Below are 13,195 nucleotides of genomic sequence, written 5' to 3'. Positions count from 1 at the left end.
ATACTCACTTCTCTGGGGTCTTGGTAAAAGTCATGGAGGCGTCCGGTGAATCCGGAACGAACCGGAAGCGGATACGCCCGCCAATGGGGACCTGCGCGGCACGATCGAGGTGTTCATCGCGCACCACGCCGATCACCGGATAGCCTCCCGTAATGGGGTGATCCGCCAGGAACAGAACGGGCAGTCCCGCTGGCGGGATCTGGAGGGCGCCGGCCATGGTGCCTTCGCTGGGGAGCTCACCTTCGCGGGTCCGCTCCAGCGGTGTGCCGTCGAGGCGCATGCCGACGCGGTTGGACTGCGGCGTGACCAGCCATTCCTGGCTGCAGAGCGAATCGAGCGCTTCCTGGTTGAACCAATCAGCCCGGGGCCCGGGGACAACGTCCAGTACCGTGACGCCGGTGCCGGGGAAGTCGGGCTGCAGCTCGGGGGCACCAACCGCTGTGGACTCCGTGTTCTCACCTACAGGGACAACCTGCCTGATGACCAACGGGGCCGGGCCGATCCCGGACATGGTGTCCGCCGAGCGGCTGCCCAAAACCTCGGGAACGTCCACTCCGCCGCGGATCGCCACATAGTTCCGGAAGCCGGACTCGGGAGCGCCCAGGGTGAGCACCTCGCCGTCCAGCAGCGCAAAAGCTGTGGCCATCGGGACGGTCCGCTGCGCGCCCGGCTGGGCGCCGCCGTCGGACTCTTCGGACTCAATCCACGACGGCGACTGGATGGTCAGCGTGGTGGGCGCGCCTGCCACGGCAATCACTTGGTCTCCGACGGCCTCAACTGTGAGCCCGCCATTGACGGTCTCAATGGCAGCGGCCGAAGCGCCATTGCCTACCAGCCGGTTGGCTCGTCGCAGCGATGCCCGGTCCAGGGCGCCAGCGGCGGAGACACCCAACGGACCAAAGCCTCGACGGCCGAGGTCCTGGATCAGGCTCTGTGCACCCGGATTGAGAATCCTTAGTCCGGACTCAGTGTGGTGCTCCTTGTCAGGTTCGCTCACTGGAGAATCACTAGCCGTCACAACCTCGCGGACGGCCCGGTACTGCACCCGGTCACCAGGGCGGACCAGGGCTGGTTGGGCACGATCCAGATCCCACATACGTGCCCCCGTCCGGCCGATCAGCTGCCAACCTCCCGGCGAACGGCGCGGGTAGGCGGCGGAATACTGACCACCAAGAGCAACAGATCCCGCAGGCACCGCTGTACGCGGGGAAGAACGACGGGGAACCGTGAGGGCTTCGTTCTGGCCCACCATGTAGCCGAATCCGGGTGCGAAGCCAGCGAAGGCAACCGTCCATATCTGGCCTGTGTGCGCGGCAATAACGCCGTCCACGCTCAACCCGGTCAGCTCCGCAACATCGGCGAGGTCCTCGCCGTCGTACACGGTGTCAATGACCACCAGCCCGGAATCGGTGACCTCAGGTGTGGTGAGTTCCAACTCCAGCAGCCGGGCACCGATCGCACGGGTAGCTGCCGCTGACTCACCCACCACCATGACTGTTTCCGCGGCGGCAAGAACGTCCACCTGGCCGGGAAGCGGGGACTTGTAGAGCATGTCCTGAAGGGCAAGGACATCCTGCAGGCCCTCCAGCTCTGCCAGGACGGCCCGGGTGCCAACGGGACGAACGGAGCGAACCCTTTTTGCGGTAGTCGTGTGCATCACGGTTTCCATCTTCAGCTACGCCGCCGGCTGAGCGTGCGTCCCCTGCATCAAACGGACGTCTTCTTCCGGCTTGGGGTCGCGGCCGAGGAGCATGCCGACAATCGTGACAACAGCGGCCACCAGGATGTAAACGGCGATCAGGTACCAACCGCCGCCCGCAGCGCCGTACAGTGCGGTGAAGATGATGGGAGCAACGGCTCCACCAATGACGCCAGCCAGGGTGTAGGCCAGCGAGCTGCCGGCGTAGCGGAGCCTGGCCGGGAACTGCTCGGTGATGAAGGCCGCCTGGGGGCCGTACATGAAGGCGTGGAGTGCCAGTCCGATCACGGTGCCGACTGTCAGCATGGCTACGGACTTGCCCTGGATCATGAGGAAGAACAGCGGGATGTACGCGGCAGTGGCGGCTGCTGCGATGCCGTAGACCCAGCGACGGTTGAAACGGTCCGTGAGTGCGCCTGCCAAGGGGATCAGGAAGAGCTGGAAGGCCGAACCGATCAGGATGGCGGACAGGACATTTCCGGTGGTCATGCCCAGCTGCTTAGTGGCGTAAACAGCTACGAACACGGTGAACAGTGCGTAGAGGATGTCGGGGCAAACGCGGGAGAGAGCCGCGGCCACCAAGGCCCTGGGCTGTGTGGTGAAGACTTCCTTGATGGGAGCCTTGGGTCGATCACCCTTGGCCTGGATGGCCTTGAACACCGGGGTTTCTTCCAGCTTGAGCCGGATGACCAAGCCGAAGACCACCAGGAGAGCGGAGGCGAGGAAGGCTACGCGCCAGCCCCACGAAAGGAATGCTTCATCGCTGAGGGAAGCGGCAAGGATGGCGAGGACGCCGTTGGCCATGAGGTTGCCGGCGGGCGGACCGATCTGGGCGGCAGAGGACCAGAAGCCGCGTTTGTTGGGATCACCGAATTCGCTGGACAGCAGCACCGCACCGCCCCATTCGCCGCCAACGCCAATGCCCTGCGCCAAACGCAACAGCACAAGAATTGTGGGGGCCGCGACGCCTATTACGGAGTAGTCGGGCAGCGCTCCGATGAGCACGGTGGCCACGCCGATCAGAACAAGCGTGAACACCAGGACGTACTTGCGGCCGATCTTGTCGCCAAGGCGGCCAAAGATGACGCCACCGATCGGACGGGCAAGGTAACCCACCGCGAAAGCTGAGAAGGAGAGAAGGAGTGCAACGAACTCGTCATTTCCCGGGAAGAAGATCTTGGGAAACACGAGGGCCGAGGCCACGGAGTAAATGGCGAAGTCGTAGTACTCCAGCGAGGTGCCGGTGAGGCTGGCAACGTACGCCTTTAGCGCGCCGGGCGGTGGCTTCCTTGTCACTGCCTTGGCTGCTTTGTTGGTGCTGGTCATGATGTCCTCCGGGGGGATGAGGGTTGGTGCGGGGAGCCCGGGGCGGGCTAGAGGAACGAGCCGATGCTGACGCCGGCGTCGCTCAGAGCGGACTTCACGGCGGTAGCCATTGCCACAGCACCGGGTGAGTCACCATGCACGCAGATGCTTTCTGCGCGGATTTTCAGGATGGAACCGTCGATGGTCCTGACGGATTGTTCGGTGGCCATCCGAAGGACGTGTTGGGCCACTTCGGCGGGATCGTGCAGTACTGCACCCGGTTGTGAGCGGGAAACCAGGGTGCCGTCAGGGTTGTACGCGCGGTCCGCGAAAGCTTCGGAAACACCACGGAGGCCGGCTTGCTCGGCGAGACGCAGTACCTCGGAGCCGGGGAGGCCCAGGATCGGAAGGTTGGGGTCAACCGATTTCACGGCGTCGACGACGGCACGTGCCTGCGCGGTGTGCTTCACGATCGCGTTGTAGAGGCCTCCGTGGGGCTTCACGTACTGGACGCGGGCTCCCGTGGTGGCGGCCAGCGCCTGGAGCGCACCGATCTGGTACACGACGTCGTCAGCCAGTTCCGTGGGATCGATGTCCAGGAACCGGCGGCCGAATCCCGCGAGGTCACGGTAGCCAACATGGGCACCAATCACGACGCCGGCCTGAACCGCCTTTTCGCAGGTGCTGCGGATGACGCTGGGATCGCCGGCGTGGAATCCGCACGCAACGTTTGCGCTCGAGACTGACTCAAACATGGCGGCGTCATCGCCGAGTGTCCAGCGTCCGAATGACTCTCCGACGTCGCTGTTCAGATCGATGATTGCCATGATGTGATCCCTGCCTCGTGATGTGCGTTACATCCAGCATGCACCATTTCGCTGGATTGTTCAACGATCCAGCGATCCTGGTTTTCGGCAATCGTGTATTTTTGGTGTCATGGCCAGTGCAGATCAGGAAAAAAGCGAACACCCTGGCTTTGATGGCGCACGGGCGCGGGTGCGTCTGAGGGTCCCTTCCGTGGCCGAGAGGGTTGCCGAAGAACTGCGTTACCAACTGGCCGAGGGATTCCTGGTTCCGGGCGCCAAGCTGACCGAGGCCACCATCGCCGAGGATCTGGGCGTCTCCCGGAACACCGTCCGCGAAGCATTTGCCGAGCTTGCAGGTGAGCGGCTTCTTCTCCGACAGCCCAACAGAGGCGTCTACGTCGCCACACTTGAGGCCGGCGATATCCACGACGTCTATACAGTCCGCCGGGCCATTGAGGTCAGCTCCATCCGCGCAGGAGGCTCACCCGAGCGCATTGCCGCCGTCAGGGCCGCCGTCGAAGAGGGCAAGCGCGCAGCGGCCGCCGACGACAATGAGGGCTTGGGCAGCGCCAACCAGCACTTCCATGGAGCAATCGTCGCCCTGGCCGAGAGCACCAGGCTGGACACGATCATGGCTCAAATCCTGGCCGAGATGCGGCTCTACTTTCATAAAGCCACCGTCAACGCCCACTTTTACAGCGACTGGCTCACGGAAAACGAACAGATCTGCTCGGCGCTGGAAGCCGGCGAACTGGAAAAGGCCGGGGACCTTCTCCTTGCCTACCTCAACCGTTCAGAGCAGCAACAAAGCGCCATCCACGGCGGATAGTCAGCGCTTGCCCTTCTTGCGCGAACCCTTGCCCCGGTCCTTGTCAGGATTCGGCGCGTAGCGTTGCGCAACGGCCGGCTTCTTGGGACCACCACCGCGACGATCAGGCTTGGGTGCTTTCTTGGGCTTTTCCTGCTGGGCTGAGGGCTGGCGTGAACTCTGAGCTGTCCGCCCACGCACGATCCCAATGAACTCCTCAATCACGGGGCTGTCGGTTCCAAGCAGCCAGGCAAGGCCGATCTGCGTGGTGGGAGCCCCGGTCAGGCGACGCATGACAGTGTCTTTAGCATTCAGGTGACGCGCCACGGACATCGGAAGGATCGCCAGCCCGGCACCGGATGCGACTACCTGGAGGGCCATGTCCGGCCCACCCATTTCGTCGATGTCCAGGAAGTTCTCCTCGGCGAGGTCGTCCAGCGCGACTTCCTCAAACACCGATATCTCGTGCCCTTTGGGAGCAACCACAACAGGCTGCTCTTCATAAAGGGGAATGACGTTCAAGCCTTCGCGGTCCACGGGCAACCGGACAAAGCTCAGGTCTGCGGAGCCGTCACGCAACACCGTAAGCTGCGCGGCGTCGTCGGACATGAAGGCGTGCAACGGATAGTCGGGCATCCGCTCTTCCCAACGCCGGATCCATTTCCCAGGCGTCACACCCGCAACATAGGCGAAGCGGAGACCGGCTAGGGGTTCGGTTGTTTCGGCGGATTCTTCAGCGTCTGGCACACACTCACAGTACCGGCCAGATACCCTTGAAGCATGACGTCCTCGAACTCCCAGTCCATGAAGCCGGCAACAGTCGCCAAGAAACTCGGCATCTACCTGCCCGCTACACCCCAGGAGTTCCAGGATTCGTCCATCTCCCGCGACGAATTCGCCGAACTCCAGGCCAACCCGCCGGAGTGGCTCGCCGAGCTGCGCCGCAACGGCCCGCACCCCCGCCCGGTGGTGGCACAGAAACTGAACGTGTCCATCAGCGGCCTTGCCCGCGGCGGCGTCGAAGAAGCACTCACGACGGCGGAAATCACCGAGCTGCTGCAGGCTCCGCCGCAGTGGCTGGTCACCGAGCGCGCAACACACGCAGCAGTGCGTTCCGAGGCGCAGCGCGTCAAGGACGAAGCTGCCAAGAAGGCCGCAACCAAGGAAGCCAGGGACAACGCTGCCGCTAAGCGCGACGCCCCGAAGACCTCCAAGCGGGACCACGCTTAAGGTTTAGCGAGCTGTGGCCGGGACCTTGCGTCCCGGCCACAGCTGTTTAAGTGCTAGTCCTGGTGGAGCTGCACGAAGTTGCCGCAACCGTCGTCGAAGACCGCGCTGACGCCGGACGGGTCCTCAGCAGGCTCGCCTTTGAATGTCACGCCGGCAGCGAGCAACCGCTCATACTCAGCCTGGACATCCGGCACGCCCAGGACTACCGCGGGCATACCGGCCTCGTACACGGCATTCATGTAATTGGCGCCGATCGGGTTGTCGCTGGGTTCCAGCAACAGCCCGGGCGCACTGCTGTTGTCCGCCCCGGGATCCTTAATGATGAACAGGTTGTACTCAGGCATGGCCATCAGGGTCTCGAAACCCAGCGTCTCCGTGTAGAACGTGTGAGCTGCTGCGGGGTCCTTGACGTGGATGCTGCACATTTTCAGTCTCATGATGCCAAGGCTACGCCGGAGGTGCGACAGGGTGACCCCTCGCGCCCACGCGGACGCTGGCGCATACTGAAATCAAAGCAGCGTGATGTCGCCTGGAGGTGGTCCGATGCCCGCCATGATGCTCCTGTGGGGTGTAGCTCTGGTTCTCGCAACCGCAGCAACCACGTATGTCCTGCACAGGAAACTGACGTATGGGCCCGGGCCGGAACCGGACGGCGTCTTTTGGGACCTTTTCGGCGGTTTGGTGGTGATTTTGCCCGCCATACTTGTCCCAACAGTGCAATGGCCTCCGGCCGGTCTCATCATGGTTTTCGTCGGCCTGGCCACCGCGGCAGGAACCCTGGCGAGTATCCGTAAAGTGGAACGGATCCACGCGGCCCAACCCCGCCGTCGTGCTGGTTTTTCAGACGACGCCGCCCGCCACAGCAGCATCCTGGAGCAGTGGCGTCGCTACGAACTGGATCCGGCGCAGACCATCGATTACCCGGCAATGACCGACGTCAGGACTGCGGAGACAGCTGCGCTCACCCGGGCCATGCGCGAGGCCGAATACTGCAAGGTGACAGCCGGCACGGACTATCGCGCCGCCGTCGAACGTCTTGCCGACGCGCTGAGCGAAGCCGAGCGGGCGGCAGGGGTGGGCAGAGCCTAGGCCCGGGTCAGAACCTTGCCCTTGAAGAACTCGGGACGCAGGCGGTACATCACCAGCATCACCACCACTCCGAGCAGGATCACGCCCATGCCCAGCACGAACACCAGGCCCACGCCGCCCACGGATGAGCCGGACCCGTACTCCGGATCCATGGAGTCCATGGCCGTCTTGACGAACATCACCAACAGGATCACGCCGCCCACAAGGGGTGCCAGGAACTTGAAGAAGAAGGCACGCGCTCCCCTGAATGCCTCGGCTCGGAAGAACCAGACGCAGGCAAGCGCGGTGATGCCGTAGTAGAAGCAGATCATCATGCCCAGGGCCGTGATGGTGTCCCACAGCGCGTTCTCTGACACCGTCCGGGTGATCACGTAGAAGCCGGCGGCGGCAATCGCGGCCGCGATGGTGGCGAAACTGGGCGACTTGTACGTGGGGCTGATCTTGCCGAACTTGGGCGAGATAGCGCGGTAGTGACCCATGGCCAGCATGGTGCGGGCCGGTGAAACGAACGTGGACTGCAGGGACGCCGCAGAGCTGCTCAGGATGGCCAGTGACATGAGGATCGCGAACGGACCCATCACCGGGCCGGCAAGGACTGCGAAAATACTGGACTGGTTCTCGGGGTTACCGGCACCCAACCCGGTCTCACCAACGCCCGCGAAGGACAACGTAGCCAGAGCAACGGTCATGTAGATGATCACGATGACCAGCACTGTGATGGTCGCTGCACGGCCCGGGGTTTTCTCCGGGTTCTTGGTTTCCTCGTTCATGGTCAGCGTGACGTCCCAGCCCCAGTAAATGAAGATTGAGAGGGACACACCCGCCGCGAATTGTGAGAACGAGTCCACGGCGAAGGGGTTGAACCAGTCGGGCGAAATGGCGGTGGCGTCGAAGGCCGTGCCGTTGGCAACATGCGCGAAGGCGGAGACCGCGAACCAGCCCAACACCAGCAACTGGAAGGCCACCAGCACGTACTGCACGCCCTTGGTGGTCTCCATGCCGCGGTAGGAAATCCAGCACGCCAACGCGATGAACACCAGCGTGGTGGCAATGTTCAGGGGCAGGATTTTACTGAGCTCCCCCAACTCCGGGTTACTGAAAATCTGCGCCAGCATCAGATAGAAGAAATCCACTGCGACCGCGGCAAGGTTGGATAGCACGATGATGGTGGCCGCGATCAGCCCCCAGCCACCCATCCAACCGATCCACGGGCCGAAGGCGCGCGTCGCCCACGTGAAGGAGGTTCCGGCGTCGGGCATTGCGTTGTTGAGTTCGCGGTAGCCGAGCGCCACCAGCAGCATGGGGATGAAACCCACCAGGAAGATGGCGGGGAGGTGCACGCCCACCTCGGACACGGTGGGGCCAAGGGCCGCGGTCAGGGTATAGGCGGGAGCGATGCAGGAAACGCCGATCACGACGGCGCCGATCAGGCCCACCGATCCGGCTTTCAGTCCCTTTTCACTCAGGGACGAATCTTTCGACTGGACCGTCTTTGGTGCAGTTGACATGGTTTTGCCTCTCAGGCGATTGCTAGGAGCTTTGTCGCGTGTAGTCCCGCGGGACCACGATCATGGGAACGGGAAGGGCGCGCAGGATCCGGTTTGCGGTGCTGCCCAGGAAAGTTGCGCGCTGTTGAGCCAAGCGGCTGGAACCGATCAGCAGGATTTCGCCGTCTTCCCAGTCGAGCCGGTCTACGGCTTCCTCGATGGTGCGGCCTTGGGCGACCACGATCTCCGGTTCGGGCACATCGGAACCGGCCGCTTCAGCGGAACCCCCGACGGCGGGACTCCCGACGGCGGCAAGGCGGTCGGCGGCATGCACCCAGGCGGCGTCGGCCAACCCGGGCGAGTTACCGCCGTCGAGCGCCAACAGGGAGACGAGCCGCAGCGGAAGGCCGCGATCCCGCGCGGACTCAACAGCGACGTCGAGGAGTTCATCAGCACCCGGGCGCGTCCCGAATCCGCAGCTCAAGCGCGTGATCGGCTCCATCCGGTGGTAGCCGTGCGGAGCCAAAGCGACCGGAACGGGCGAGGAGTGGAGCAGCGAACTCGCCACGGAGCCGATGGTGAACCGCTTGAACAGGCCGCTGTTGGTGGCGCCGATGACCAGTGCCGCGGCATCGAATTCCACGGCAGCATCGATCAGGGTTTGCGCCTCTGAGTCGCCGCGGCGGATGTGCGCGCGGGCAGGGACGTCCTCCGGAACCAGATCGAGGCCTTCATCCAACCAACGCTGGGCTTGCTGGTTGAGGATGTCGTTGTAGCCGGCCTCTGGCGGATAGACGGCGTTGAAGGGGGAATCCTCCGGGATCACCAGGACCAGGTCCAGGCTGACATCGTGGTTCCGGGCCAGCGCGACGGCGAGGTGAACGGCGTCGTGCCCCCTCGCGTTGGCGGTGTACCCCACTACGTAGCGCATGGTGGTCCTTTCGGTGCTTAAACAGTGGAGCCGGCAGGCCGGGGATGGTGCTCCCCCGGGCCTGCCGGTTTGGTTTTGTCAGCGGTTAGACGGCTACCGCGGCCAGCTTGTTGGCTTCAACAATGCGGGCGGCAGTTGCCTGGCCCATGCGGACCGCGCCATCCACGTGCTGGTAGCCCTCGGCTGCGAGGTCGGACGAGGACCAGTAGATCGGCCCGACGTTCGCGTGCTGGTCCTTGCCGTAGCGGTGCAGGCCACCGAGGTCGTAGCTGGAGGCGTACGCGCCGCGGGTCCATTCCTCGGAGCCCCAGTCGGACTCGTAGTAGACCTCGGGCGTGAGTGCCTTGTCGCCCAGGAAGCTGGCGATGGACTCGAGGATGGCCTTCTTGCGGTCCTCGGCGCTGAGCTCGAACACGGCGTCGGCCTTTTCGTCGGACACGAAGCCCACCAAGGTGCCGCGGGTGTCGCCGTGGTTGGTGTTGTCGTAGACCTCCTGGACCAGGGCACCGGCACTGAAGCCCGTGCCTGAAAGTCCTTCTTCGCGCCAGAACGGGGTGTCGTAAACAGCGTGGACCTTGATGACCAGGCCCAGCGACTGGTGCTGGTGCATCTGGTGCTGGCGGCGAGGCAGCGGGGGCTCGAACGAGACGCGGGAGTACAGGTTGGGCGGCACGGCCATGATCACGAAGCGGGCGTTGACGGTTGCCTGCTCGGACACAACAGTCACGTTGCCCTCGTCCCATTTGATGGTGCGGACCGGGCTGTTAAGTACGACGTCATCACCCAGCTCTGCTGCCTGCAGCAGCGAAACCTGCTGCATGCCGCCGATGACCCGCTTGTCCAGGATGAAGTCCTCGTCCGTGAGGTGGCTGAAGGAGCCTGCCGAAGCGGCCATGAGGACTGCCTGCAGTGCGGAGAATGCGTGGGCGGGCTTGGTCAGCATGCCACCGGCGATGAAGAGGCCGATGTTGTTGCAGGCTTCCTCGTCGCTGGAGTTCTGGCGGAGCCAGTGGTGGAAGGAGATGGTGTCCAGCTCGCGTGCCTTGGGGTGGGCCCAGGGCTCGGTGGGGCCGATCTCGGCAGCAAGTTCGTCCAGGATGGCTACGAGCTTGTCCATCTCGGCCTTGGTGGTCTCGTTGACCGGGAACGTGTCACCGGTGTACTGGGTGCGCGTGCCGTCGGCGCCGATGTAGACGGACTCGCCGTCGCGGTAGCGCGAGTACATTTTCAGCCCGAGCTCGTCCAGCAGCTCCATGAGGACCGTCTGGTCCGGGGAAACCCACTGGCCGCCGATCTCCAGCATGGCGCCGTCGATGGTGTCGGTCCAGGTGCGGCCACCCACGCGGTCGCGTGCTTCGAGCACTGCAACGCTGAGTCCGGCCTTCTTCAATTCGCGTGCCGCCGTCAACCCTGACGGCCCGGCACCGACGATCACAACGTCGCGATCAAGATTCTGCATGATGTCCTCTCCGTGGCCGTCCTCGGTGGCTGACCAGTAAATGAATGGCGTTCATTTATATCCATAGTAGCGTTGGAGTCGGCTGCTGTGAAGGCCCGATGGAATAATGCTGGGGACACAGGCAGCAGAAAGGCCTCCGATGCCCGCACCAACGCCCGCTCCTTCCACGGTTCCCGCGCGCCGCCGCGCCGGCCGGCCAACTGCGGCGATCCTGGATCAGGACGGCATTACGACGGCGGCGCTTGAGTTGATCAGCAGCAAGGGTTACGACGGACTCACCATGGCCGCCCTGGCCCGCTCCCTGGGCGTGGCGCCTTCCGCCCTGTACAACCATGTGGCCTCCAAAGATGACGTCCTGCTGCTGGTGGAGGACCACTTGGCAGCGATGGTGGATGTGACTGCTTTTGGGGTGGAGCCGTGGGATGCCGCTGTGCGCCGCTGGGCTTGGTCCTACCGCGACGTTTTCTCGGAGCATACGCCGCTCATCCCCGTCATTGCAGTACTTCCTGTGGCAAACGCTCCGAAAACCCTGGCCATGTATGAGGCAGTGACGGCCGGCTTCCGTGACGCCGGGTTCCCGGAAGAGAAAATCATCTCGGCGATCGTGGCCCTGGAGGCGTTTGTGTTCGGCGCCGCTTATGACGTCACCGCGCCTGAGGACATCTTCGACGCCGGCAGCCTCGCCGAGCAGGTCCCCAACTTCACGGCCGCTGTGGATCGGTTAGCTCTTGAACGGCATGAGCGGCCCACCGATGTTGCCTTTAGTCTGGGGCTTGAAGCGCTGATCACGGGATTCGGAGCGCTGCGGGGGTAGGTTCGCTGCTTGTAGCGCCCCGCCCGTCAGAGGCTGAGATAGCGAATTTCTGTCGTGTCGTCGGTGTAGGTCACCTCAACAGGCACGGACTCGTCTGAGGAGTTTGTCAGCTCCCCTCCCGGAAGCCAAAAGGCGAACTGTCCCTTCGAGACCGTGGCCGTGATCCTTTCGCCGGCCACACTGATGTAGGTCATCCCGACGACTTCGGGGCCAACCTGACCCGATGCCATTGAGAGCGGATTGTCTGCAATCACGCCGGTACCCAGCTGGGTGGTCCTGATCTCCCGGGCTTCGGGACCTCGCCCGTTGCCGGGCTTACCGACTGAACCGAAGGATCCTCTTTTGAACCACGGCGCTGTGGAATCCGTGGTGCACGTAGCTTCAAATCCATCCGCTCCCGCAAGGACGACGGTGGTCCACGCACCGCGCTTCTCAGCGATGGCTACTTCCGCTGCAGCCACATCACTGGCGAACATGCCATCACCAACACCTTTGCTGGACCGGACGCAGCCGGACACAGCGTTGTCGCGCTCCGAACCGATCAGCGCGCCCGGCGCGGCGGTCCACGTGGCGAAGGCCGGGTCGCCTCGCGAGAGGACCGGCCCGACGAGGAGCCCCACGGTGGCAGCCAAGGCGAGGGCACCCAAAGCGAGCGTTCGACGCCTTCGGCTCGGACGCGACGTCGGCGTCTTCTTTTCCACGAGCACCTCAGCAGCCGGGTGGGATCTGAGGATCCTTTCCAGGTCTGCCTGTACACGGTGCCGGTCGGGATCCGCACCCTGATCGGCGGCGTCCATGGACCGCAAAAGTGTGTCGATATTCTGGCTGTTTTTCATGGTGTCGAGGCCTTTTCGGAAGATGTCGCCGGCGCGGCAGACTCATTCGCGGGGACGTGGTGGAGCAGCATTCGGAGAGCCCGCCTCGCTCTTGTGAGGCGCAGCCGAAACGCGACGGGAGAGATACCCACCACCTGTGCTGCCTGGGGTGCGGGAAGATTCTCAAAGATCGCGAGTCCCAGAGTTTCTTGGTGCACTTCTGAGAGGAGCGCCCAAGCCCGGCTTAGGTCGATGCGGCTGCTGACCAGATCGGCGTGCGAACCGTCGCCGCCATATGTCACCATCGTCTCGGCCAGGCGAACGCCGAGCGCCTGCCGTCTGTGTTCACCGCGGCGGGCATTCAGCATGAGGTTTCGTGTAATGCCAAAAAACCCAGGCTCTGGCGTCAGTTTCGAGTGCCGGCACTTCCGAAAACCGTCGCCAGGCTACGAGAAACGCCTCCGCGACGACGTCCTCGGCATTCGGCAAGTCAGTGCGACGTTGAACGAACCTGAGAAGGTCGGGATAGGCGGATTCGTACAGTGCCCGAAAGGCCTCTTCCGGATCAGGGGCTCTCGAAAGGTAGCTCATACCCTGTACCTGTCCGCCACATACCTAAGTGTGTTGCAGAGGCTCCGAATATCCTCGCCACTCGAAGGACACGGGGTCAACCCGCCGCGGGCCTCAAGGTAAGATTGATTACAGAAACGTTTCTTCAGTCGAATTGGAGTTATCTTGCCGCCACTAGACTA

Annotated in this window: 15 protein-coding genes; 4 read left to right on the top strand and 11 right to left on the bottom strand. The window is 63.6% G+C overall.

Annotated elements, in window-relative coordinates; genetic code table 11:
• Positions 1 to 4 precede the first annotated feature (4 nt).
• The 3 genes from BMY91_RS12270 to BMY91_RS12260 are packed head-to-tail and all read right to left on the bottom strand — an operon-like array spanning position 5 to position 3,831.
• A complete protein-coding gene (locus BMY91_RS12270) occupies positions 5 to 1,669 on the bottom strand; it encodes a 5-oxoprolinase subunit B/C family protein (RefSeq protein WP_090822239.1) in 1,665 nt (554 codons plus the stop codon).
• Positions 1,670 to 1,675: 6 nt separating this feature from the next.
• Positions 1,676 to 3,025, bottom strand: coding sequence for an MFS transporter (locus tag BMY91_RS12265; protein WP_090822237.1), 1,350 nt, complete (start codon positions 3,023 to 3,025; stop codon positions 1,676 to 1,678).
• Positions 3,026 to 3,072: 47 nt separating this feature from the next.
• Positions 3,073 to 3,831, bottom strand: coding sequence for a LamB/YcsF family protein (locus BMY91_RS12260; protein ID WP_090822235.1), 759 nt, complete (start codon positions 3,829 to 3,831; stop codon positions 3,073 to 3,075).
• A 109-nt stretch (positions 3,832 to 3,940) separates the two neighbouring features.
• Between BMY91_RS12260 and BMY91_RS12255 the strand changes: the two genes are divergently transcribed.
• Entirely contained in the window at positions 3,941 to 4,639 is a 699-nt protein-coding gene (locus BMY91_RS12255) for a GntR family transcriptional regulator (protein WP_090822233.1), read from the top strand.
• On the opposite strand, the gene BMY91_RS12250 is transcribed toward BMY91_RS12255, so the two are convergent.
• A complete protein-coding gene (locus tag BMY91_RS12250) occupies positions 4,640 to 5,365 on the bottom strand; it encodes a LysR family transcriptional regulator substrate-binding protein (RefSeq protein WP_090822232.1) in 726 nt (241 codons plus the stop codon).
• Between the two features lie 33 nt (positions 5,366 to 5,398).
• Here BMY91_RS12250 and BMY91_RS12245 point away from each other — a divergent pair, with 33 nt between their 5' ends.
• Positions 5,399 to 5,848, top strand: a complete 450-nt coding sequence (locus BMY91_RS12245) for a DUF5997 family protein (protein WP_090822230.1) — start codon at positions 5,399 to 5,401, stop codon at positions 5,846 to 5,848.
• A gap of 53 nt (positions 5,849 to 5,901) precedes the next feature.
• Here the strand turns inward: BMY91_RS12245 and BMY91_RS12240 are convergent, their stop codons facing one another.
• Positions 5,902 to 6,285: a VOC family protein gene (locus tag BMY91_RS12240; RefSeq protein WP_090822228.1), complete on the bottom strand. Its 384-nt coding sequence runs from the start codon at positions 6,283 to 6,285 to the stop codon at positions 5,902 to 5,904.
• Between the two features lie 106 nt (positions 6,286 to 6,391).
• Here BMY91_RS12240 and BMY91_RS12235 point away from each other — a divergent pair, with 106 nt between their 5' ends.
• The gene (locus BMY91_RS12235) at positions 6,392 to 6,937 is read left to right on the top strand and encodes a hypothetical protein (protein ID WP_090822226.1); all 546 of its coding nucleotides are present in this window, start codon (positions 6,392 to 6,394) and stop codon (positions 6,935 to 6,937) included.
• Here BMY91_RS12235 and BMY91_RS12230 read toward each other — a convergent pair.
• The 3 genes from BMY91_RS12230 to BMY91_RS12220 form a co-directional block, all read right to left on the bottom strand.
• Entirely contained in the window at positions 6,934 to 8,445 is a 1,512-nt protein-coding gene (locus tag BMY91_RS12230; protein WP_090822224.1) for an APC family permease, read from the bottom strand. The genes BMY91_RS12235 and BMY91_RS12230 overlap by 4 nt on opposite strands.
• Before the next feature lie 22 nt (positions 8,446 to 8,467).
• Positions 8,468 to 9,355, bottom strand: coding sequence for a universal stress protein (locus tag BMY91_RS12225; RefSeq protein WP_090822222.1), 888 nt, complete (start codon positions 9,353 to 9,355; stop codon positions 8,468 to 8,470).
• An 85-nt stretch (positions 9,356 to 9,440) separates the two neighbouring features.
• The gene (locus tag BMY91_RS12220; protein WP_090822220.1) at positions 9,441 to 10,814 is read right to left on the bottom strand and encodes a flavin monoamine oxidase family protein; all 1,374 of its coding nucleotides are present in this window, start codon (positions 10,812 to 10,814) and stop codon (positions 9,441 to 9,443) included.
• Positions 10,815 to 10,920: 106 nt separating this feature from the next.
• On the opposite strand from BMY91_RS12220, the gene BMY91_RS12215 reads away from it, so the two are divergent.
• A complete protein-coding gene (locus BMY91_RS12215; protein ID WP_090822218.1) occupies positions 10,921 to 11,628 on the top strand; it encodes a TetR/AcrR family transcriptional regulator in 708 nt (235 codons plus the stop codon).
• Positions 11,629 to 11,654: 26 nt separating this feature from the next.
• Here BMY91_RS12215 and BMY91_RS12210 read toward each other — a convergent pair whose 3' ends face one another.
• Genes BMY91_RS12210 through BMY91_RS23435 form a run of 3 tightly spaced genes read right to left on the bottom strand, consistent with a single transcriptional unit; the run spans position 11,655 to position 13,034 of the window.
• On the bottom strand, positions 11,655 to 12,464 hold the full coding sequence (locus BMY91_RS12210) for a hypothetical protein (RefSeq protein WP_090822216.1): 810 nt from the start codon (positions 12,462 to 12,464) through the stop codon (positions 11,655 to 11,657).
• On the bottom strand, positions 12,461 to 12,811 hold the full coding sequence (locus tag BMY91_RS23440) for a hypothetical protein (protein ID WP_256212715.1): 351 nt from the start codon (positions 12,809 to 12,811) through the stop codon (positions 12,461 to 12,463). Before BMY91_RS23440 ends, BMY91_RS12210 begins: the two co-directional genes overlap by 4 nt.
• Positions 12,789 to 13,034 carry an RNA polymerase sigma factor gene (locus BMY91_RS23435; RefSeq protein WP_256212714.1) on the bottom strand — a complete coding sequence of 82 codons (246 nt, stop codon included), beginning with the start codon at positions 13,032 to 13,034 and terminating at the stop codon, positions 12,789 to 12,791. Before BMY91_RS23435 ends, BMY91_RS23440 begins: the two co-directional genes overlap by 23 nt.
• Positions 13,035 to 13,195: the final 161 nt, after the last annotated feature.

Source organism: Arthrobacter sp. yr096 (genome assembly GCF_900108925.1).
Taxonomy (GTDB): Bacteria; Actinomycetota; Actinomycetes; order Actinomycetales; family Micrococcaceae; genus Arthrobacter.
The sequence above is the reverse complement of the archived record's forward strand: the minus strand, read 5'-3'. Positions and strand labels throughout refer to the sequence as shown.